The sequence below is a fragment of the Flavisolibacter tropicus genome, from assembly GCF_001644645.1.
Lineage (GTDB): Bacteria > Bacteroidota > Bacteroidia > Chitinophagales > Chitinophagaceae > Flavisolibacter > Flavisolibacter tropicus.
This window is the reverse complement of record NZ_CP011390.1, coordinates 4612923-4635113: the sequence shown is the minus strand read 5'-3', so window position 1 is coordinate 4635113 and position 22191 is coordinate 4612923. Positions and strand designations below refer to the sequence as shown.

18 protein-coding genes and 1 riboswitch are annotated in these 22191 nt (G+C 40.3%); of the genes, 5 read left to right on the top strand and 13 right to left on the bottom strand.

All coding sequences use genetic code 11. The annotated features are described in order from the left end of the window. Positions 1–2 precede the first annotated feature (2 nt). Together SY85_RS19840 and SY85_RS19835 are read right to left on the bottom strand one after the other, a co-directional pair. A complete protein-coding gene (locus SY85_RS19840) occupies positions 3–305 on the bottom strand; it encodes a hypothetical protein (protein WP_066406807.1) in 303 nt (100 codons plus the stop codon). A gap of 34 nt (positions 306–339) precedes the next feature. Next, positions 340–1125 carry a hypothetical protein gene (locus SY85_RS19835; RefSeq protein ID WP_066406806.1) on the bottom strand — a complete coding sequence of 262 codons (786 nt, stop codon included), beginning with the start codon at positions 1123–1125 and terminating at the stop codon, positions 340–342. A 288-nt stretch (positions 1126–1413) separates the two neighbouring features. On the opposite strand from SY85_RS19835, the gene SY85_RS19830 reads away from it, so the two are divergent. Continuing rightward, positions 1414–2856, top strand: coding sequence for a sensor histidine kinase (locus SY85_RS19830; RefSeq protein ID WP_066406803.1), 1443 nt, complete (start codon positions 1414–1416; stop codon positions 2854–2856). A 215-nt stretch (positions 2857–3071) separates the two neighbouring features. On the opposite strand, the gene SY85_RS19825 is transcribed toward SY85_RS19830, so the two are convergent. Further along, positions 3072–4328, bottom strand: a complete 1257-nt coding sequence (locus tag SY85_RS19825; protein ID WP_066406801.1) for a homoserine dehydrogenase — start codon at positions 4326–4328, stop codon at positions 3072–3074. A gap of 12 nt (positions 4329–4340) precedes the next feature. Beyond that, on the bottom strand, positions 4341–5504 hold the full coding sequence (locus SY85_RS19820) for a trans-sulfuration enzyme family protein (RefSeq protein WP_066406799.1): 1164 nt from the start codon (positions 5502–5504) through the stop codon (positions 4341–4343). 134 nt (positions 5505–5638) lie between these two features. Beyond that, positions 5639–5751: riboswitch (SAM riboswitch) on the bottom strand. A gap of 280 nt (positions 5752–6031) precedes the next feature. Between SY85_RS19820 and SY85_RS19815 the strand changes: the two genes are divergently transcribed. Both SY85_RS19815 and SY85_RS19810 read left to right on the top strand, forming a co-directional pair. After that, positions 6032–6529: a DUF4382 domain-containing protein gene (locus tag SY85_RS19815; protein WP_066406798.1), complete on the top strand. Its 498-nt coding sequence runs from the start codon at positions 6032–6034 to the stop codon at positions 6527–6529. Between the two features lie 75 nt (positions 6530–6604). Beyond that, positions 6605–6865, top strand: coding sequence for a hypothetical protein (locus SY85_RS19810; protein ID WP_148661246.1), 261 nt, complete (start codon positions 6605–6607; stop codon positions 6863–6865). Between the two features lie 11 nt (positions 6866–6876). Here the strand turns inward: SY85_RS19810 and SY85_RS19805 are convergent, their stop codons facing one another. Both SY85_RS19805 and SY85_RS19800 read right to left on the bottom strand, forming a co-directional pair. Beyond that, entirely contained in the window at positions 6877–7161 is a 285-nt protein-coding gene (locus SY85_RS19805; RefSeq protein WP_066406796.1) for a hypothetical protein, read from the bottom strand. Positions 7162–7313: 152 nt separating this feature from the next. Beyond that, the gene (locus tag SY85_RS19800) at positions 7314–8066 is read right to left on the bottom strand and encodes a Bax inhibitor-1/YccA family protein (RefSeq protein WP_066406795.1); all 753 of its coding nucleotides are present in this window, start codon (positions 8064–8066) and stop codon (positions 7314–7316) included. A gap of 230 nt (positions 8067–8296) precedes the next feature. Between SY85_RS19800 and SY85_RS19795 the strand changes: the two genes are divergently transcribed. Continuing rightward, on the top strand, positions 8297–10306 hold the full coding sequence (locus SY85_RS19795) for a T9SS type B sorting domain-containing protein (protein WP_082886624.1): 2010 nt from the start codon (positions 8297–8299) through the stop codon (positions 10304–10306). A 25-nt stretch (positions 10307–10331) separates the two neighbouring features. Here SY85_RS19795 and SY85_RS19790 read toward each other — a convergent pair whose 3' ends face one another. Continuing rightward, positions 10332–10529 (bottom strand): hypothetical protein, encoded by a 198-nt coding sequence (locus tag SY85_RS19790; RefSeq protein ID WP_066406790.1) that lies wholly within the window; start codon positions 10527–10529, stop codon positions 10332–10334. A 714-nt stretch (positions 10530–11243) separates the two neighbouring features. On the opposite strand from SY85_RS19790, the gene SY85_RS19785 reads away from it, so the two are divergent. After that, the gene (locus SY85_RS19785; protein WP_066406788.1) at positions 11244–12446 is read left to right on the top strand and encodes a hypothetical protein; all 1203 of its coding nucleotides are present in this window, start codon (positions 11244–11246) and stop codon (positions 12444–12446) included. Between the two features lie 79 nt (positions 12447–12525). Here the strand turns inward: SY85_RS19785 and SY85_RS19780 are convergent, their stop codons facing one another. From SY85_RS19780 to SY85_RS19755, 6 genes are all read right to left on the bottom strand, one after another. Continuing rightward, the gene (locus SY85_RS19780; RefSeq protein WP_066406782.1) at positions 12526–13167 is read right to left on the bottom strand and encodes a response regulator; all 642 of its coding nucleotides are present in this window, start codon (positions 13165–13167) and stop codon (positions 12526–12528) included. A gap of 3 nt (positions 13168–13170) precedes the next feature. Then, positions 13171–15123: an ATP-binding protein gene (locus SY85_RS19775; protein WP_066406780.1), complete on the bottom strand. Its 1953-nt coding sequence runs from the start codon at positions 15121–15123 to the stop codon at positions 13171–13173. Positions 15124–15163: 40 nt separating this feature from the next. Beyond that, positions 15164–17107 carry a tetratricopeptide repeat-containing sensor histidine kinase gene (locus SY85_RS19770; protein WP_082886623.1) on the bottom strand — a complete coding sequence of 648 codons (1944 nt, stop codon included), beginning with the start codon at positions 17105–17107 and terminating at the stop codon, positions 15164–15166. Between the two features lie 28 nt (positions 17108–17135). After that, positions 17136–19049 (bottom strand): sensor histidine kinase, encoded by a 1914-nt coding sequence (locus SY85_RS19765; RefSeq protein WP_158513009.1) that lies wholly within the window; start codon positions 19047–19049, stop codon positions 17136–17138. Positions 19050–19607: 558 nt separating this feature from the next. Then, a complete protein-coding gene (locus SY85_RS19760) occupies positions 19608–20606 on the bottom strand; it encodes a hypothetical protein (protein WP_066406775.1) in 999 nt (332 codons plus the stop codon). Between the two features lie 18 nt (positions 20607–20624). Further along, complete coding sequence (locus tag SY85_RS19755; protein ID WP_066406774.1) at positions 20625–21956, bottom strand: OmpA family protein; 1332 nt, start codon at positions 21954–21956, stop codon at positions 20625–20627. Between the last annotated feature and the right edge of the window lie 235 nt (positions 21957–22191).

Here is a 22191-nt window from a genome sequence, read left to right as displayed (position 1 = left end):
TTTTACGCCATTGTTGGTGTTCCTCCTAGCCCTTGTTCGGATGTTGCACCAACAACTGAACTTAATAAGCTCCAATTCTTTTGGAAAACTATGCCTGACAGTAAAAGTTGTTGGTAAGCCAGACTCATACCCTTCGCCTCAACACCAAGAACGGCGTAAGGATGTGGGTTTGCCCCATAAGAAGTAGCAGACTGCTGGTGCATGGCCGCCAAGTCCACACCTGCAACACAAAAGCCAGGAAGTGAGACTCGTCTGGGAAAAGAGTATCCTATAAATGGCAATGATCCCAATAATAAAAGGCGCATGATCATGCGCCTTTTATCTCTTTCTTGTCAGTTATTAGGGAGTTAGCTTTTTACCCAAGATAGCCTTCAAACCAGCAATATCCATTTGTTTAATTAGCTGGTCGGCAATAGCTGGAGCGGCATAAATCCGAAATACAACGTTTTCAATGGTCATTTCCTCAGTAGCCTCTTTTTTTGCTTCTGCTTCAAAAACACCTCCATCAGTTCCTTCGAAGGGTTGATTTTTAGCTGCTTTAAATTCGCCTACACCTACATAGGTGCCTATCAAATAGGTAACGCCTTCCCCTACATCCTCCGTAAACAGGCTACGATAGGCTACAGCATCCTTTATCGGCATAGGTATCACCTTGCCCTTTACATAATTGAAATTGAGTAAATCGTAATTTATCATGATGTCTACACGGCAGCGCTGCTCGGATACCACTTGTGACATCTTATCATTCAGTTCTCTTTCTTTTGCTTCATTACCATCGTTCAAGGCCTTGTTAATGGCTTCTTCCAGCTTGGAGTCTGTTTTTACTTGGTCAATTGTTTTACCATATTCAATAGAACAACCCAATCTATAGGGCCCCTTATTTTTCGGATGTTCAGCAAGCATTGTTTTTTCAGTGGTGCTGGCATCCACCAAGTCCATTTGAACAAGTTTCATCGTACCGATCTGTGTAGGCATGGTCTTGCGTATGATGTCATTTACTTTTTTAAAATAAGCAGACTCAACCGGTGTTAAGACTCTGAAATCCTGTGCACATACTGGCGAAAAAGAGGTGATTACTAACAGTAAAAGACCTAAAACATAGTGTAAGCAGCGTTGGTGATTCATAATTTATATAGCGTTTAGTGGAAGTACAAACCGCCTAAGCAGGAAGCGGCGGTCAAAACTAGAATATTTCCCAGTCGATTAATAGGTTACAAGTACTATTCCATCATTTTTGTGGCCACTGCCAAATAGCTCCTCTAAGTAATAACCGCAGGCAGGCCCCGGTAATATAAGACCGTTTTACAAAGCCTAACTACCACGATTTAACTACAAACCCTTAACCCGCCTACAATACATTTAAGTAATCATTAAAGTTTACTTATCTTGTCGCGACGCTAACTGCGTTTGCCTATGGAATTTATTTTGCATCGCCTGCATTCCTTGCAGGGAAAGCTTCGAACGATTGACATTGCCTTTCACCTGGAGCGTATCATGCCCATTACGTCTCAATTTATCCATCGCGTTAAGCTGATTGGGTACACAGCTGGTATGGATGATTACGAGAAACGGAAGCTTGGCATTTTCAACCTGCTTAACTTCCTCCAATTAGTAACGGGTATCCTTGTTCCAGCCATAGGCTTGATAGGCAATCAATATCTTCCTTACTCCGCGCTTATCGTTGCGTGCTTACCAGCAATGGCTAGCGTGTTGGTTTTATATCTGAACCACCGGCAGTTACATGAAATTGCCTTGATCATGTACTTCGCACTCTACCCCTTTCTAACCTGTGTAGTATACCTTAATGGTATGAACATTGGCAATGAATTGTTCTTTGTGCTGTACGGCATATTATCTGTTTTCTTCTTACGGGATATTGGACATATACTGTTTACCATCGGTTTTTCAATGGTCAGCTATTACATGCTCACCGTAATATGGCACCAACGCCAATATGGACTGGCTACTGCCAACCTGGGTATGTATCGCTTCAATCAAGCTTTAGCTGTAATATTTATCTATCATGGCTTATTCTTGATTAAACGTGAAAATAATAGCTACCAGTTTCGCTTACTGCGCCGCAACAGAACCCTACACCATATTAATCGTGATATACAGCAACAGAAAAATGAATTTGCTGAACTGAATGCGTTAAAGACAAAACTCTTCTCAGTAATCGCACATGATTTAAAAACGCCTATTTATGCGTTGCGCAGTTTATTCACCCAGATTGAAAAACAGAATATACCTGCAGAAGAAGTGAAAGCATTTGTGCCTCAAGTAGTGGCAGACCTGAATTACACGGTGGGATTAATGGAGAATCTGCTGCAATGGGCTAAAACACAAATGACCTCTTACTCTATTCAAAGTAAAGAAGTAGATGTGCAACTACTTATCAAAGAGGTCATCCAACTTTTGCACTCACAGGCCGTGTCTAAAAATATTCACCTGGAACATTATAACAAAGGAGCCGTATACGCATTTGCTGACAGAGAAATGATCAGCCTTGTACTTCGCAACCTGATCTCCAATGCCATCAAATTCACACCTGAAAGCGGGCGTATTGAAGTAGGCGTGAATCATTGCGACGACTTTATAGAAGTATATGTGGAAGATACAGGAACCGGCATCAGTTCAGAAGATTTAAAGAAAATCAATACCAATAACTACTTTACCACTAAAGGCACAGCCAACGAAACTGGTACTGGTTTAGGTCTTATGCTTTGCAAGGACTTTCTGAACCGCAATGGTGGACAACTTTTTATTGAAAGTAAAATTGGAAATGGCAGTACCATTTCTTTCACCTTGCCCTTATCACAGGAAGACTGTATAATAAATACGCCGTCTCTTAACTAATTCAACTTAAGAAAAAGAGGCCCCGCTTAGCGGGGCTTTCTTTTAAACCTTAAATTATAGAGAGTGCAAAATTAAACAAGGTGCACCGGCAATCGGTAATCGGAAGAGAATCTTCCTAAACAGGCCCTTGAAAGGATTTACTTCGAAAAGCATCTCCCCATTCTCAATTGCTGTTTGCCGACTCCCGATAGCCGATTCCCGATCTTTAGTGATCACTAATTAACTCCTGCCAGTTGCAGGCTTATCTTTTTCAGTGATTTTTTCACCAGGGCTTCTTTCTGTACGATAGCTTCAGGGCAGGCAATAACAGATACATTTTCAGCATTTGCCCATTCAGCCTCTGCTAATTTTTCAGCATGGATAAGACCAATCAGATGCTGTCGATGTTCAGTGCTATAGAGAGCTTCTATCGACTCAAAGTCCCATTTATTAATATCTGCCCAACTTTCAAAACCAACATATACTTTCAGAAAGTAGTCGGTTGTTAAAGTATGTTCAACAGGGCTGTTAAGCTTTTTATATTCATAACGGTATTGATAACGCAAAGCCGAAAGATCGCTGATCACTGCAGATGATGTGGGGAAGCGCCCCGCACCTTTGCCATATAAGAATTGACGGTCAGCCAACTTACTTTCCAGTGTTACGCCATTGAACTCATTATTTACATTATAGAGTTGATTGTCGGTAGTTACAAATTGCGGCAATACAAAAGCTGCAATTTTATTCGCACCTACTTTCACTGCTTGCGCTACCAGCTTTATCTTATACCCTTTCTCTTTTGCATAATGAATATCGGCAGCTTGCAAATGATCAATGCCTTTATATAGAAGTTTATCGGGCTTGGCTAATACACCATAAGCATGTGTCAATAGTATACTAAGTTTGTTTACAGCATCGCGGCCGCTAACATCCAGATACGGATTGCTTTCAGCAAAACCCAATTGCTGCGCTTGTAGCAGCGCCTCCTGGTACGTCAACCCATCTGAGGCAATGCGACTTAGTATATAATTGGTTGATCCATTTACAATACCATAAACACTTTGCAACAAGTCGTTATCATAATACTCTTCCAGGTTGCGGATAATAGGCACACTACCACATACAGCCGCTTCATAAAGGAATGAAGCATTCGATTGCTCTTGTAGCTCCAGGATCTCCTGCAGATGTTCTGCAATCAGTTTTTTATTGGCACTGATCACATGCTTACCCTTTCGCAATGCTGTTGTTACAATTTTATACGCTTCGTCGGCGTCGTCAATTAATTCTACCACAACATTGATCGCATCATCATTCAATATGGCGTTGTAATCTGTTGTAAATAAATCTGCCGGAGCATTTCTTACTTTATCCGGATGCTTGATACAAATTCTTTTGATAGCGGCTTGCAAGGACGGTGTTTGTAATAACACCTGGTAAATACCTTCGCCCACTACTCCAAAGCCAAATAATCCTACAGTCAACTGTTTACTCATCGTTCCTTTTTTTTATGCGTTTTGAAAAGAGGCCACCTTAGTTTGTTTTATAGCAAAAGCGATGTCTTCAATCAGGTCTTCTGCTTCTTCCAGTCCTACAGATAGGCGGATCAAGCTATCAGCTACACCTGCAGCCTGGCGCTTTTCAACAGGAATAGATTTATGCGTCATGGTTGCTGGATGGCAAAGCAAGCTTTTTACACCACCCAAACTTTCCGCCAGCTTGAACAAGCGTGTGCTGGTTACAAAAGCAATAGCTGCTTCTTCTGTGTCGTCTTTTAATGTGAAGGAGATGATACCACCAAACCCTTTCGCCTGCTGCTTAGCTATTTCATGATTCGGATGTGTAGGTAAGCCAGGGTAAAATACGTTGTCCACTTGCGGAAGCGTTTGCAAATATTCCGCCACCTGTTGCGCATTAAGGCAATGTTGTTTTACGCGAAGACCTAATGTCTCAATACCTCGAATTACCAGCCAGCTATCAAATGGAGCAAGTATAGCACCACTGGCATTTTGCAAGAACTTGATCTTTGCGCCTAACGCCTGCTCTTTTGTAACCACCAGGCCAGCAATTAAATCGCTATGACCGCCCAAATATTTTGTTGCTGAATGAATTACAATATCAGCTCCCAGCGAAAGAGGTTTTTGTAATACGGGGGATGCAAAAGTATTATCCACGCAAAGTAAACATCCTGACGCCTTAGCGATCTTGGCGATGGCTGCAATGTCAGATACTTTTAATGTTGGATTAGTAGGCGATTCAATCCAGATCAATTTTGTATTAGGCGTAATGGCGTTAAATACATTCTCAGCATTTGTGCTGTCAACATAGTTGACTGTAACACCAAACTTTTCATACACCTGGGTGAATAAGCGAAACGCACCGCCATAGATATCATCGACTGCCAAGATCTCATCACCAGACTGAAGCAGTTTTACCACAGCATCAATAGCCGCAAGACCACTACCAAAGGCTACACCTACGGCACCTTCTTCCAATTGCGCAATGACTTTTTCTAACGTTGCTCTTGTAGGATTGTTTGTACGGGCATAATCGAATCCTTTGTTTACACCTGGTGCTTCCTGAACGAATGTGGATGTTTGATAAATAGGAACGGAAATAGCGCCTGTTAGTTCATCTATCGGTATGCTGTGAATAATTTTTGTATTGCTCATCTCTTTTGATTTTAAGGTTTTAGAAATAAAAAACACCTATCAAAAAAGACTTACCGGAAGGGCATAAAAAAAGCTCTTCCGATAAATGGGAAGAGCTTACAAATATGTTGTGGAATATGTTGAAAGCTTGATCTCATTTATCTGTCACGCTAATCCGCGTGATGGAGTTGGCACCTTATCTTGCTTGTCGCAAGACAGGTTGTCAAGGCTTCATTGGGCCATATCCCTCAGCCTTTCTTGATAAGTGATGTCGTAAAAAAGAACTGATGCAAATTTAAAAGAAGGAAAAAATATAAAACAAATATTTTTTTGAAAGGACTCTTTCCTTGTAGCATAAACGACTAAAAATCAAGCATTAACAAGCAGAAAAAAATTTTTAATAGGCCGCTTAAACCTGGATGCGTAAATCCACTCTAATCACCGTTGTACATATACGCAATGTTTAAGCAGTAAGAGTATTTCCATTACAGTAAAAGCTAACCTATAGGAAAATACCCGCTTTATTTGTTTTATAAACTAACCACTCTATGAAAATGAAACACATTGTTCTTTCCTCAGTGCTAGCTATCACTTTATTTGCTTGTAAGAAAGAAAAAGAATCCACCGTTCTATTACGCATGACAGATGCCCCTACGGAACTGGATGAAGTAAATATTGACCTCAAACAAGTAAACATCAAGTTTGACAAAGACACCGCCAGTTGGGTAGCAATGGACACTAAGCCCGGTATTTACAATCTACTCGACCTTCAAAATGGTGTAGATACATTAATTGCTCAAGGTACTTATCCTACTGATGTTGTAAAAGAAATCCGCCTGGTATTAGGAGAAAACAACAGTATTACAGAAGCTGGACAAACCTATCCACTCACTATTCCAAGCGGCTCCGAATCGGGCCTTAAGATCAAAGTCAACAAAAAGCTGAATGCGACCATTGAGAATCTGCTGATTGACTTTGATGCACTGCTGTCTATAAAAAAAGAAACGGACGGCTATAAGCTACGCCCTGTTATCAAATTGAAATAATGATTAACCCAAAACATAGAAAACCACTTGGCAACAAGTGGTTTTTTTATGCGGCAATCTCGCCAATGAATACCTTTGCTGCTTTTCAAGCAAAAGGCCATTAAGCGTATTATGCAGGATTATGTGATCAATGTAAGTCATATTGAAGAGTTGCAAACTTTAAACGATAGAGATGCGCTGGACAATATTTTTGAAAGAGCCCAACGCGTGGTAGTGGGCGGCGGCACGGTTATACTGGTCCGCCAAAATCCCAATGGCCAACGCGAAAAGTTTGACTCCTTTTCTACCGAAGGAGACCTGACTACCTACAAGAACAATGTCTACAAATATTTATAGTCTGATAGCAATTAACCGGCAGGGTGTTCCCCTGTTCTCCGGCGATCGGTCTCGATCATTACGTCTTTGGGAACTTTAATCTCTACAGCATACCCAATATCCTCCGCCAGGTTGCGACTACCTTCATCACTAATCCAATGACGCCCTTCCTTTCGTATAGTTAAAAATTCCGGAGGCTTTTGCCCATTTCTGCCTTTATAAGATGCCAGGCGTGCCACGCATACGCCTTCTCGTTCTATGTTTACGTCGTAGTGTGCCAATGCACCATCATACAACACCGCTGCCGTTACTTCCATAACACTACTTTTACCCCCATTTTTTTCAAAGATGGTGCCGTAAATGGAGTGGGGAATAGCCAAAACCTATTAAAAAAGGATTAGTGAAACCTCCTTAATAGAAAAAGCACCTGTTGCCAGGTGCTTTTAGGTTTGAATAACACAATACAGTATTAGTCTCTGGAGGCCAGTTTAGATAATAGTCGTAAAATTTCCAGGTATAGCCATACGATAGTCACCATCAAGCCAAAGGCACCATACCACTCGTAATACTTAGGGGCACCATGTGCAGCACCCTTTTCTATCATATCAAAATCCAAAATAAGGTTCAAGGCTGCAATAGCTACAATAAATACACTAATGCCTATACCAATCATACCATTGTCATGCAGGTAGGGCATTTCTATACCAAATAAACGCAATACAGTAGCAATAAGGTAGAAGATGGCAATACCCATAGTAGCTGTAATAACAATCTTCTTAAACGTATTGGTAGCTTGTATAATGCGAAAAGCATATAAAGCGTACATAGCACCTGCGGTACCCAATGTCAACAGTACAGCCTGCATGATGATACCCGGATAGCTTTCACGAAAAGCAAAATCAAAGAAAGCTGATATAGCTCCCAAAAACAGGCCTTCACAAAGCGCATAGCCTAAGGCCAGGTAAGGCGCCCATTCTTTCTTAAAGATGATAACCAGCGCTAAAACAAAGCCACCAATCATAGAGCCCATCATCCAAGGCATTACATCTACCCCTTTATAGAACAAGCTCCAGGTAAAAGAGGCCGCACCTAAGAGCATAAGAAACATTACACCAAACTTATTGATGGCACCACGTACCGTCATTGTTTCGCCTTGCAAAGCAAAACTTTTATTAAATGCTTTTTCCGAAATAACCGGATTACCGGACTTAAATAATCCCATTGTCAATAGTTTGAAGTGAATATAGAGAGAATTCCTACTCCAACAAATCCTGAAAAGAAAAGAAATGAAAAACTAAGAAGAAGCTTTTAGTAGTTTGCACCCTGTTTTCCACTATTTATCCGGCTTGCCTTAGGTTAGAACGCGTTTTAGCATTACATTAGGACTCTACCGTGCAGCGATTCTGATATTTGCACTGACAGTATAACCAATAGCTTTCCGGCTGCTTTATTATGACCAGACTGCCCTTTTTATTTTTTATATTCTTTCTGATCTGTTTTTCATCTTCAGCTCAGAACTGTACTACTATTGGACAAAATCCATCTACAGCTTTTCCTGTTTGTGGAACTACCACTTTTGTACAAAACACTGTTCCGCTTTGTACAAATGCGAATGTGCCGGTGAAGCCAGGCGAGTGTGATTTTCTTCCCGCTAAAAACCCTTTCTGGTACAAGTTTACCTGTTACCAGGATGGCGACTTAGGCTTTTTGATTGTTCCAAGTAATCCGGGCGACGACTACGATTGGCAGCTATTTGACATTACCAACCGTGACCCTAATGATGTTTTTAGAGATGCCTCGCTGTTGGTAATAGCCAACTGGGCTGGCACACCAGGTAATACGGGTGCATCAGATGCAGGTGTTAGTTATATCCAATGTGGTTCTGATCCAGCAGCAAACAAGCCTACTTTCACAAAAAAGCCACAGCTAAAAAAAGATCACGTTTACCTGTTATTGATTAGCCATTTCGATAATACCCAAAGCGGCTATAGCCTTTCTTTTGGAGGCGGTACAGCAGTTATTACCGACCCTAATATCCCAAAACTGAAAGCTCTTGACGCCAACTGCGACGGAGATGTAATCCGGGTAAAACTGAACAAACCCATCCGTTGTAATAGTATTGCAGCAGACGGCTCCGACTTTATATTAAACATTCCAGGTATTACTGTCACCAAGGCTACTGGCATTGGTTGCAGCCAGCAGTTTGATACTGATTCCATTCAATTGCAATTATCAGCTCCTCTAGCTCCTGGAGTGTATACCGTAAGCGCTAAAAAAGGTACAGACAATAATACCTTGTTAGACAACTGTGGCAATCCCGTACCAGAAGGAGACGTTCAACCTGTAACCATTATTCCAAAAACGCCAACGCCAATGGACCAGCTTGGGGCATTGGCCTGTGCGCCCAAACAAATAAAAGTCTCCTTTAAAAGAGAAATGTTATGCTCCAGCATAGCGTCAAATGGAAGCGACTTTTTTATAACCGGCCCTTATCCAGTCACGGTAACTGGCGCTACTGGCGGAACCTGTACGAATGGTTTAACCAAAGAGATCGTTGTTACACTTGCTACCCCACTGCAAGCAGCTGGCAACTTCCAGCTCAATTTGCGTAAAGGTTCTGATGGCAACTCCGTTATCAATGAATGTTTGGTGGAAACGCTACCAGGCTCTTTACCCTTTTCTGTAACGGATACTGTCAATGCTGATTTCACCTACATCATTAATTATGGATGTACGGAAGACAAGGTATCTTACTCTCACCATGGAAAAGACGGTGTGAATTATTGGGAATGGAAATTGGACGAAGGCCAGGAAAGCAATAGCCAAAACACGCAGGCTAACTATACCATCTTTAACGAAAAGCAGGTACAATTAGTTGTTAGTAACGGAGTTTGTAATGACACAACCACACAAAAGATCCAGCTGTTAAATGCACTAAAAGCCGACTTCACTGTGATCGATGAGAATTGTCCTAACGAACCCATTCAGTTCACCAGTCAATCTATTGGCCATCAGCTTACCTATAACTGGAACTTTGACGATGGTAATCAGGCAACTACCGAAAACCCCAAACATACCTATGCTATACCGGGTCGGGAAACTGTTTACAATGTGAATTACACCATCACCGATCTTTGGGGTTGTCAACAGTCAGTCCAAAAGCCCATAAAGATTTATACAAGCTGCTATATAGCTGTACCAAATGCCTTTACACCTAATGGTGATGGAAAAAATGAAACGATCGGCCCATTAAATGCAATAAAGGCTGAACAGGTAGAATTTGCTGTTTACAACCGTTGGGGCCAGTTGGTTTACAAAACACAAAATTGGAAAAACGGGTGGGACGGAAAACTGAATGGGAAGCTACAACCGGCATCGGTTTATATATGGACACTTAGCTATGTCAACCGCGATACCAAACAAAAGGTACAGAATAAAGGAACCTTTGTTCTTATACGGTAAACACTAAATTATGCAGCTTAAACTATTAACCGGCTGTATCAGCACAAGGGCGGGTAAATAGTTGTGCTGCTTTTTGTGTAAAGGCCCTGGCCTTTATACCAATAATAGTTGCATTTCCTTCCCTACGCTCTTCGTAGGGCATGTTGTGGCGCTTTAAAATTTCTTTCAATTTCAAATTGCCGGAAGCGGAGTCCGCGTGCAGATCAAGTTTTGCAGTGTTCATTTTAGTGGCTTGTGGTGGTGGTAAAATGTTCACGTGTACGTCTTGGATTATTCAATAAGACGATTGGACCAAGGTCATTCCATTGAATAAAGGAGTTGTATTGAAGTTAATACTTCCATCTCATCCGTACAATAGATAAGAATCAATTTTATAAAAAATTGCACAATTACCTTCTCTGTAGGCACACCGCCTTACTCTGCACAACTCTATTAACGCACTCCTTTTAAAAAATAGCTGTCTTTTCCTGTCGAATAATGAAGGTCATGTGCAAGGCCGTAAACAATCTGAATTTAATGAGTGTAAAGCTCAGGAAGCCCAACCTCTGGGGATAAAAAATGTACTTAACCGTACCGATGCCTATAGTACTATTACCGACACAGATCAAGTGTAGAGTTAGAAAAATATAAGAGCATGTAAGTGTAGCAGCTATGCAATTAATAATAACTTAGAAAACACTTTACCTCAACATTTACACTCTGTTTCAACTATTCAAGTTTTTAAATACGAACCTATTTTATTTAAAATCCAATGAGTTGCAAATGCACAGCTGCGTTAGCTGACATACACCTTCACTCTTCAACTACCAAACTTCAATCCTGTCAATCCTATTCATCCAAAAGAATACGCGGTCTTTTTTTCATTGTTCAGTTTTACCGGGCACTATCCTTGATATAACAAGGATGTTATCAAAAATCAAAACCAAAATAGAGAGTTATGAAAAAGACAATTCTTGCAATGATATTAGCAGGAAGTAGTGCGGCAATATGTGCACAGGATACTACCAATATGAATAACAACAGAATGGACAGTGCACACAACGTATCTGGAAACCAAACCAGTACTGGTAATTATAACGCATATGCTAATATGCCACCCACGATTCAAAAAAACTTCCAAGCTCAATACCCCGGTGCTACTAACGCACAATGGCAACCTACCTACAACGGCTTTTGGCGCGCCTCTTACATGCAAAATGGACAATGGATGAACGTTAACTATTCACCCAGGGGCGAAAGCTATATGGTATCACTACCTGTATTACAAAGCAGCGTTCCATCAGAAATAGTAAGCAAAGCCATGGATCTATATGGTGGCAATGTGTATGATATTTCTTTAGTAAAACTGCCTAACCCTCAGCTTGCGGCTATGGATAGCATGATGGCTGCAGCCGTTGCAAATCCTCCAAATAACGTTGGTGTAACAGGAACAGACTCATCAGCTATGGCTAACACAACAGGCGACTCTAGTATGACTATGACCCACACTTATTGGGGTGTAGATACAACGGGTAGAGCAGCTATGCCACGCACAATAGATCTTTACCTGGTACGCATTATTGATAATGGCCTATTGCGTGCGCAGCGCATGAACGCCGATGGTACACCCGATTTAAGTTATGGCACTACCATGGCCTCTCCTATGCAAAGCAATATGAACATGAATAATAACATGGATCAGAATCTTACAACGACCAATGTCAATATGACGACAAATCCTCCAACCTATAGCGCTTATTATGGTTCCGGCACTACAGGCGTTAGTACCAATGTTAGCACCAATGCTTATCCAGCGAAGGATAGCGCAGCTAATATGAACATGAATACAGATAGTTCAGCCAGAATGGATACAAGTGCAGCTGCTCCTATTATTACAGATACGACATCAAGAGCCACTGTAGATACTACTTCTTCTATTAAACCTGATACTTCATCTGGAACAATAGTAGATACTACATCTAGCTCAAGTGGTGTAAATCCAACAAACAATATGAATACTAATAGTACACAGATTCAAAATGAATCTGGCAATGTTAACTCGACTACTAGCACAGATATGAACAACAACATGAACACAAGCAAGAAAACCAAAAAGAACAAGAAGAATAAAAGCAGCTCAAGTGGCACCAGCGGATACTAAGTGAGTTGTAGAACAGTAACCGATTTCAATAAAGAACGAAGCTGTCACGTAAATGTGACAGCTTCTTTCTTTATTGAAACTATTCTAAAAGCCCTCTGCGTTGGGCTTCCTTCGTTAAGCCTGCAATGTTTTTAATTCCCAGCTTTTGCGTAAGATTAAAACGATGCGCTTCTACAGTGCGTAAGCTTACAAATAGCTTATCTGCAATCTGCTGATTCGTGTACTCCTCTGCAATCAGTTTTAATATCTCACCCTCGCGACTGGTTAACACCGCTTCAAAGGAAGACTGCTTGTGCCCTGTAATACTTTCCTTAACCATCATTTTCTCTACCACTCTATCTATATAGGTTTCACCCTTCATTACTTGAGCAATAGCTTCTGAAATGGTTTGGTGATCTGCATTTTTAAGCAAATAACCTGCAGCTCCATTTCGTATAGCTTGCTTTACATAATGCGAATTCTCAAAGCTGCTAAACACCATGGTTTTAATAGCAGGGAAATTCTTAGTGATCAATTTGGTCAGCTCTATTCCATCCAGCTGAGGCATCTGTATATCCAGCAACAATACATCTATTTCTATCTCTTCGAGTTGTTTTAATACATCCGTACTTTGTGTTGAAGTATAAACAACTTCTAACGTATCAAAGTTGGAAAGCATAGTGGTCAATCCATTAATCACAACCTGATGGTCGTCCACAATCCCTATCCGTATCTTTTGCATGGCTTATAATTTATAATTATTGATTTCTATTCCAATAAATGCAGTAACACCTTGTTCTTGTTGAGCATCAATTTCCAGTGTGCCATTCATAACCTGCAAGCGGCGCTTCAGACTATTCAAGCCTGTTCCATTTTGATGTGTACCATTTTTATCAAAGCCTACTCCATTATCTTCTATGGTTATTGATAAAAAATCATTCTGCAAACTTAGTTGTACAGATGCTGTTGTAGCTTTAGAATGCTTAACAATATTATTCAGTAACTCCTGAACGATACGATACACTGTTAGCTCAAAGCTGATAACAAACCGGCCTATCTCGCCATAGCTAGCATATTGCACTTGCAATACATGGTCATTTGAGATATTGTTACAAAAACGGCGTATGGCTTCATCCAAACCGTATTGCATTAATATTTCCGGCATCAGGTTGTGTGAAGTGATACGTACTTCGTGGCAAGAATCATCTAATAGCTTTACAGCTTGAGAAAACTCCTTTGTTTCTGCCAATGTACTGTTCTTTAAAGACAAGCTACTTAATTGCATCTTAGCCGCTGCCAGCATACCTGCTACTCCGTCGTGCAGATCTTTAGCTATGCGACTACGTTCTTTCTCCTCACCTTCCATAGCGGCTTGCAAAAGTTGCAGTTCTTTTTCCTGTTGAATAGATTGGAGTTGTTGTTTATGTAAACGCCGATTGTTTCTGTAATGCAAATACACCAAAGAAACGCCTAACATAGCTATCAGTGTTGCCGCAATACTATAGGTTGTAACCTGCTTGGATTGCTGTAATTGCACTTCTTTCTTACTTATTTGTAATTGTTGCTGGGAAAGGGCTTTCTCTTTTTGTGAAGTCTGGTATTTGATTTCAAGTTCAGAAATGTTTTTGTTATTTCTTTCGTTAATTGAACTATCCCTATACAGTATATACTTTTTATAACTGGCTAGGGACTTTTCATAATCACCTTGTTGAGCATATGCATCAGATAACGACTTATAAACATCATCTAGCTGAATAACAACTTCCTTTTCTTTACCTAACTCCAACGCACTGTTTAGATAATAGATCGCCTTTGATGTTTCATTAGCCAGACTATAAGCCTGCCCCAAATTCATTAGTCCAATTAATTCATATTGTACATCATTATCAGCCTTTGCATATCGTATAATCTCTTTTGAATACTGTATAGCAGGCGGGGCTTTCTTCCATTTCAAATACAATTCTGAAAAGCTGGTATTGGCCACACACAAGTGATGGTTATTTCCAGACAATGTTGCTATCCGGAGCGATTCCTTACTGTATCTCTCTGCTTCTACATATTTTTTGGCACTACCGGAACAATTACTCATTCCAAAAAAAGCTGTAACTAAAGCATTTGTGTCTTTAATTTCCTTAGCAGCCGACATTGCCTTCTCGAAATAAGAGAACCCTTTAGTATACTGATTTTGATTAAACAACATTGCACCCATGTTATTATAGGCATGGTTCAGTAATTTCCTATACTTAGATCCCTCTAGCAGGTGTATAGCTTGATTCAGACTGCTTAGTTTTAAATCAACATTACCTAACCTTTCCGCCATTGATCCAATATTCAGATAGCAGGAAGCAATTTGATCTATCCTATTGGTTTGGTTCAAGTAATGAAGTGCCAGCTGAAAATGATCGATTGCTTTTTTATCATTTGCCCGATTGGCATCTATACAAGCAATATTGAACCAAGTCATGCCGATCCAGTAAGGATAATTCAACTTCTTACTCAATCGCATTAAATCATCATAGATTTTTAAAGCTCTTTCTTCATCTTTTAATGATAAGGAATAAGCATAGTCAGCCAACCGAATTACTTTGGCGGAATCATCATTTGCCGCTTGAATACTTTGCCAGGCAGTATCCTGGCAAAAAGTCGAGCTGCTAAAAAAGTTTAAACAGATCCAAAAACAGATAAACTTAAACTTCATGTAAGGTGTCTTATAATATTAATACAAATGACCAATGAGGTTACTTTTCCAACCCCTCGATATTAAATTCCAGAAAAGCGCTTAGCCCTGTACTACTAGCCGTTTGAATTTCAAAACGTCCATTCATAGCCTTAACACGGGTTTCTAGACTCTGCAATCCCATTCCTTCATTCTTTACATTTCCTTTTAATCCAACACCATTGTCTTCTATCATAATACAAAGCCTGTCGTCAAAAGCGCTCAATTGGACATACGCTTCTTTTGCCCGGGAATGTTTAATAACATTATTTAACAACTCTTGTACTATACGGTATAGAGCCAACTCAAAGCTTGAATCATATCGCTTTACCTCGCCACAGCAATTATACCTCACTACCAGAACTTGGTCGTTGCTGATATTAGCACAATACTTGGCCAAAGCAGTTTCTAAGCCATACTTAATCAGCACTTCAGGCATTAGGTTGTGTGAAGTTTTACGCACTTGGATCGTAACTTCATTTAGCAGCTCTATACCCTGGTTGTATTCTTTGGCTTCCGACAAGTGCGCGTTCTGAATGCTTAAACTGCTGAAGTGCATTTTAGCCGCCGCCAACATTCCGGCCACCTCGTCGTGAAGGTCTTTGGCAATACGACCACGTTCTTTCTCCTCCCCCTCTATAACTGCCTGCAATAACTGCAGCTCTTTTTCTCGCTGAATCGCCTGCAGTTGCTGCTGATGTAAACGTTGCTTGTTTCTGTAATGCAAATACACCAAGGCAGCACCTAACATAGCAACCAGCGTAGCTGCAATGCTGTAGATAGTAACCTGCCTTGACCGTTGTAATTGTACTTCCTTTTGACTAATCTGAAGATGCTGCAGAGAAAGAATCCTTTCTTTTTGTGCTGTTTGGTATTTAATTTCCAACTCAGCAATTGTCTTTTTATTTTTCTCATTGCCTAATGAATCCTTTGTTGCATTAAACTTCTCATATTCATCAAGCGCTGTCTTATAATTACCCAGCTTATTGTTTATATTGGCTAATCCGGCATAAACATTACGTAAATGCGACTTTAATCCTGCCTTTTCACCTATCGCTTTTGCATGTTCCAATATATCTGCAGCCTTCTCAAGCTGCCCCAACTTTTCATAAGCTTCAGCAAGCGTTGTTGATACTAAAATTTGATATACCACGTCTTTTAAGGATAAGGCATAATGCAAAGCCTTTTTGCCTGCATTAATGGCCTCGTCATGTTTATCCAGCTTAATACACATTTCTGCATAAGACTGATAAGCATTATAAAGCGACTTACTATCATTCTTTTGCTTAGCTAATTGCAATGCCCGCAATGCGTAATCATACGATTTTTCATTATTACCCATATTACGATATGCCATTTGCAAACTACCCAGACTGATCACTATATAAGTTGTATCCTGAAGGCTGGTAGAGACAGCTAAGGCTTTTTCATGATAAGTAATTGCATTAGAATAATCCTTTAAACTATTATAAAGTGTACCGATATTATGATATAACTGTTTATGCTCATGCCCCGGCTTAATGTCGCCCATTAATTGCAAGGCCGACATTAAATGTATTATCGCACTATCAAACTTCCCCTTAGTAGCATACATTCCACCCAAGCTACTATGGCAAGTTGCAACACCCTTACTATTATTTAGTCTGGTATAGATATCATATGCCCTTTGCACATAACTAATGCCGTTATCAATATCGCCAAGGTATGTCATTACACCGCCTAAATTTAAAAAGGACGCACCCTTACCCCACTCATAATCTATCTTCTTACTAAGATCTAATGCTCTCTGAAATACTTTTCCGGCGTCCTCATAACTGTTACTTCTTATCTTCCGGCCAAGGTTTAGCAACTCCCTTACTTTTAAAGTATCATCTGGCTTAGCCAGTATCTTTTCTAATTCGGTATTCTGTGATAATGCCTGAATCGAGAGAAGAAGCATGAATAGAAAACCTACTGATTGTCTCATTTTTTACTGCGTATTACAGAATTTTAATTTATGCATCCAATTCTGAGGTGTTAAACTCCAAGTAAGCATTCACACCACTTTTTCCCGAGGTTCCAACTTCAAACCTTCCATTCATGGCTTTAATACGTGATTGCAAACTTTGCAATCCCATACCCTCTTTCTGAGCAGGCTGTTGAAACCCAATACCATTATCTTCAATAAATATGAACATGGCGTCCTTGCTTTCGCTTAGCTGCACAACTGCTTCTGTTGCTTTTGAATGTTTGACAACATTGTTTAACAACTCCTGTACAATACGGTAAACAGATAATTCAAAGGTATCGATGTACCGTTTAGGCTCACCTAAAGACTCATAACGTACATCCAGCAAGCTATCATTACTTATATTTTGGCAAAAGCGTCTAATAGCTTCATCTACGCCATGACGTAATAGTACCTCTGGCATCAGGTTGTGCGAGGTCATACGCACTTCATGAGTGGAATCATCTAAAAGCTTTAAGGCTTGTTGAAACTCTTTGCGTTCAGCTATCTCCCGATTCTTGATGGATAAACTACTTAATTGCATCTTAGCTGCTGCCAGCATACCGGCCACGCCGTCGTGCAGGTCCTTGGCTATGCGGCTGCGTTCCTTTTCTTCTCCTTGCATCAAGGCGTGCAACAGTTGCAACTCTTTCTCCTGCTCTAAACCTTGCAATTGCTGCTTATGCAGCTGATTTTTATGCCAATAATTCAAAAAGAATATGATTGCAACAAGGATTGCTATTAATGCAACGCCTATACTATACCATGTATATTTCTTACTTTTTTGTAACTGATTTTCTTTCTCACTAATTTTCAATTTGTTCTCAACTGCAAGTTTTTCGCTTTCAGCCACTTTGTATTTTATACCAAATTCTTCACTCGCTCTAATATTTTGTTCAGTAAAAAACGAATCCTTTAATGCAGCAAATTTGGCCATGTACTCAAACGCCTTATTTGGTTGATTTAGAATTTTATATGTTTGAGCCAATTTCTCACAAATGGCTATCTGGAATTTAAAATTGTTGTATTTCCTAGCGAACACATAAGCTTGCCTGAGATAATAGAGCTGACTCTTAAAGTCTTTCATGGCCTCAAAGGCATCTGCAGTTTGCTGTAACGCTAAAATTCGGTTATTAATGCTTTTTAATCCTTTCGAAACACTAATCGCTTTTTTACAATAAAACAATGTTGAATCAATCTGATTGGAATAATAACTCAAAGTTGCCTTGGTATTAAAGGCCAAGCCAAGAAGATACTCATCACCTGAGTTATTAGCAATCCATAACGCCTCATTTGCATATTGATTGTCTTCCTTGCTAGGTTTTAAACCATAAAATGATTTGCTTATAACCGTTAAAATTTCAACTAATAGCATGGGATCATTTTCTTCCCGCGCTATCTCCAATGCTTCAAAACGGTATTTTACACCAAGTGCAGTGTCTTGTTTATCCAAATAACTTGCAAGTGTATAATTAGAATGAAACAAGACTTTCCGTGAACCACCATGCTCTAAAAGTTTCATTAGCTGTACATGAACCTGCAACGCACTATCAATATGGTTCAAGTCAAAATATGTATGCATCAAGGCCAAGTAATCCTCGGAAATAAGATCGATCCTATTAATCTTTTTACCATATGCCAATGCAGTTTTATAATCTACAATTGCGCTTAAATCCAGTGAAATACTACGTTTTAAATTAGCACGTCGATTAAGTGCGTTAATACAACCGATATAATAGTTCAGTTGTAAACTCAGTTCATAAGCCTTAGTGTATAACGTCAATGCATGCTCCTTGTTCTGCCCCTTTGCCCATGCTTCTGCTGCATCCTGAATTATTGCATTTACACGTAATGAGTCAACTGAACTGGGGAGCTGTGATTTACTATTATTGGTTTGTGCTTGTCCATTGGTAACAAACAACAGCATTATCAGTAAACAGAACAGCAGTCTCATTTATAATTCTTGAAATTGGTGCGCAGCAACTAAAATAATATTGACGGGTACCAGCAGTTCCCACAAATTATCTTAATTACATAAAATTGTGAAGCTAACATCTTATATATGTTTTAATCGCCATATAGCGTACGAACTGTCAAAATTAGGGGGTGAATTGCTTCACCCCCATTTACCTTTAATACCAGCATCTGCCAGTCTTTTTAAATGGAAGCACTACTTCTCTTTTCCCTTCTTTACGGAATACCTTTTAGCAGCCACTACACATTTATGAATTGTATTTGCGCCTGGTGATCCGTGCGCAACTATTCTCCTTTTAGTACCTGCAAACTGTAGTTGACCGCCAATCAACTATTGCAAACTTTATAGCTTCAACCAAAAGCGAAAAGGGTGTATAAAAGGAAAACACGTTTCCTTACAACTGATTGTTTCCGGACAAATGGTTTTCGCTAGGACGGATTTGTATTGGTTTTTCAAATGGAAATATGTTAAGGCTACAGGCTGTAAACCGGTGCCGATTCACGATCACTTGCTGTTTTCTTTATACTTTCTATAAATGGCAAGACTACCCTCTACTTGTATGTCAGCTGAAGCGGCTAAAGTAGCATCAATAAATATTCCTTGTGTTACCAGGTAAAGTCGTTGCCAGGCTTCCCAGGTACGCGCCTGCAGATCAGCAAGCACGGGTTGAATTGTGCCTTCTGTAGCATTTGTTTGGGCAGCTATTGCATCAATACGTTTACTCATGGCAGATAGCTTTGCATATTGCAGCGACCACCATTGGTAGCGAGTAGTATACATTCGCTCAAATGCCTGTTGCCAATCAGTTTTATACTTCTCCAAAAGTGCAATGGCTTTTTCAGGATCTTCAACATCATCATATATACCATCCATGATTTCAATCCTCTTCTTAGGCAGCTTTTTCAAGTCTTCGCTAAACTTGTCACTGATTTCACTCAACCGGCCATCGCTTGGTCCAAACTTAGGTCGGTAGTTCTCCGCTTGCTTGGTAAATGCAACCCAGTCAAACTGCCCTTCCACTTCTTTTATTTGCTGGTAAAGCTTCTGCACTGTTGCTGGAGCAGAGGGGCTAACCTTTGTCCATGATAATTTACCACTGCTGATCAACGGTCGATTTTGATCCATTACATACCGCAAAGCCGAAATGATATTGTTTTCGTCAAATCCAATACTACCGTGCCGAAAAGCTTCTACCATGTCACGTTCTTCCTTACTTAAACCAGCAAGCTGCGATTTATCATCCAGTCGCTTTTTAAATAACTCCAGCAAGGGTGTATATAAAACTGTCAAAGAGCCATCCATTTCCTTGCTTGCAGCGCCCATCACTTTATCCATCTGGTCAAAGGTTCCATAAGCTTCAATCGTTTCCTTATAGGTGGCCAACGGCTTAGGCAACTGTTCCAAAAAATCAGCAAATCGAATAGCAGCAACATCCTGTGCTTGCACGCAATTAACTTTTGTAGCGGTCAACAGGATTACAATATAGAATAGCCCTTTTCGCATATAGTTTGGTCGTATCGATTATTGCTTGATGAATTCTACACGTCGGTTTTGAAGCTTGCCTTCTTTGGTGGCATTATCTGCTACCGGCTTGGTTTCGCCAAGGCCATCGGTTTCCATACGAGAGGCGTCGATCTTGAACTCACTTGCCAGCATGGCTTTTACAGAAGCCGCGCGACGCTTGGAAAGATCCAGATTCTTAGCGGCATCACCATCACTATCAGTATGGCCCACCACTTTCACTTTCACAGTAGAATTTTCAGTTAAAACGGAGGCGATCTCTTTAATTACACCATAGCTCTCCGGCTTGATCTTATCAGAGTTCACATCAAACAGAATTCCGCTGGTAACTAACTTTCCTTCAGTGATCAACTTACTGCGCATATCCGGAGCGCCCTGTGCCACCTTAATATTGGTCACATACATACCAATCTTTTCTTCATTGATGACAGAAGTGTTGATATCAAAAGAAAGGCGGTTAAACTTGGCACTAGCCGGTATGCCTTTAGGCAGGTCATAAATCTTTTCACTATTGATCCAGCAGCGAATGCGCTCTTTCTGCACCCATATGGCAACATGGAAAACCTTACCATTATAGCTATCCAGCTTGGGAACAGCCTTTTGCGAACCATTAAGATAAATAGCGCCTTTCTCTTCACTTTGAAACTCCAGTTGCGATTCACCCACTTCACCCGGATAGACCTTAAACTGTGCATCTGCTAATGCATCCTGGTTTTGCATATAAGATCGCCCATTTGCATCAGTGGGCCGCAGGTCCAATAAGTGAAAGTTCAACGTAGGGTTCACATACCCTTTTTCCTCTTCTTTGAGATTGAAGTGAATGATAGCATCAAACTCCAAGGTAAAGTTGTCGGGTAGTTTTTTCAATGCCGGAGACACAAAGCGACTACCGTGATACATACGCATCCATTTATTGGATTGGCCTTCTATGGTAACGGTTTCGCCGCGGTTGTTCGTAAACCATTTCAGCGGGAACTCTCCTATAACATCTTGTTCAAAATCTTCAGCGTATACGATCTGATCACCAGGAACAAAGTCGTAACGGGAATAGCTTTTCAGCCCTTGGCTTGCTGGAGCCGTATCAGCTTTAGCGGTACTGGTTTTAGCTACAGGTTCTGTTTTCGGTTCGTCTTCAGTATCATCACCCTTCGCTTTACCCTTGCCTTTGACCTTATCTTCAGCCTTATCAAGCCCTTTATCCATGCCTTCTTCTGTGCGTTGATCTACACGCTCTTTCACTTTATCCTTTAATTTTCTCAACACGCCACCCTGTGCAGAGCCTAGAGCCGGTACAAGAATTAAAATCAGTAGTAGTAAGAAGATATTTTTCATGGTGTATCCAGTGTTAGTTTTGGTACTAACTGATTGCAAAGGAACTGGATACGCCGAAGGAATTTATTAGAAAGAAATGGTATATTAATAATTACGTACTACTACGTAAGCGCACATAGGCAGCTTTAATCACCTATCTCTGTGCTTTTTTTACTACGTAGTGCTCACTAATCTGTTAATTCAGTGGTTTTTTGTATGCACTATTTTATATTCAATAGTAGTTTTGTCTTTTTAA

Bases quoted from the DNA above. Each gene is read 5' to 3' on its own strand.
- SY85_RS19840 (WP_066406807.1), bottom strand. From the start codon at position 305: ATGCGCCTTTTATTATTGGGATCATTGCCATTTATAGGATACTCTTTT.
- SY85_RS19835 (WP_066406806.1), bottom strand. From the start codon at position 1,125: ATGAATCACCAACGCTGCTTACACTATGTTTTAGGTCTTTTACTGTTA.
- SY85_RS19830 (WP_066406803.1), top strand. From the start codon at position 1,414: ATGGAATTTATTTTGCATCGCCTGCATTCCTTGCAGGGAAAGCTTCGA.
- SY85_RS19825 (WP_066406801.1), bottom strand. From the start codon at position 4,328: ATGAGTAAACAGTTGACTGTAGGATTATTTGGCTTTGGAGTAGTGGGC.
- SY85_RS19820 (WP_066406799.1), bottom strand. From the start codon at position 5,504: ATGAGCAATACAAAAATTATTCACAGCATACCGATAGATGAACTAACA.
- SY85_RS19815 (WP_066406798.1), top strand. From the start codon at position 6,032: ATGAAAATGAAACACATTGTTCTTTCCTCAGTGCTAGCTATCACTTTA.
- SY85_RS19805 (WP_066406796.1), bottom strand. From the start codon at position 7,161: ATGGAAGTAACGGCAGCGGTGTTGTATGATGGTGCATTGGCACACTAC.
- SY85_RS19800 (WP_066406795.1), bottom strand. From the start codon at position 8,066: ATGGGATTATTTAAGTCCGGTAATCCGGTTATTTCGGAAAAAGCATTT.
- SY85_RS19795 (WP_082886624.1), top strand. From the start codon at position 8,297: ATGACCAGACTGCCCTTTTTATTTTTTATATTCTTTCTGATCTGTTTT.
- SY85_RS19790 (WP_066406790.1), bottom strand. From the start codon at position 10,529: ATGAACACTGCAAAACTTGATCTGCACGCGGACTCCGCTTCCGGCAAT.
- SY85_RS19785 (WP_066406788.1), top strand. From the start codon at position 11,244: ATGAAAAAGACAATTCTTGCAATGATATTAGCAGGAAGTAGTGCGGCA.
- SY85_RS19780 (WP_066406782.1), bottom strand. From the start codon at position 13,167: ATGCAAAAGATACGGATAGGGATTGTGGACGACCATCAGGTTGTGATT.
- SY85_RS19775 (WP_066406780.1), bottom strand. From the start codon at position 15,123: ATGAAGTTTAAGTTTATCTGTTTTTGGATCTGTTTAAACTTTTTTAGC.
- SY85_RS19770 (WP_082886623.1), bottom strand. From the start codon at position 17,107: ATGAGACAATCAGTAGGTTTTCTATTCATGCTTCTTCTCTCGATTCAG.
- SY85_RS19760 (WP_066406775.1), bottom strand. From the start codon at position 20,606: ATGCGAAAAGGGCTATTCTATATTGTAATCCTGTTGACCGCTACAAAA.
- SY85_RS19755 (WP_066406774.1), bottom strand. From the start codon at position 21,956: ATGAAAAATATCTTCTTACTACTACTGATTTTAATTCTTGTACCGGCT.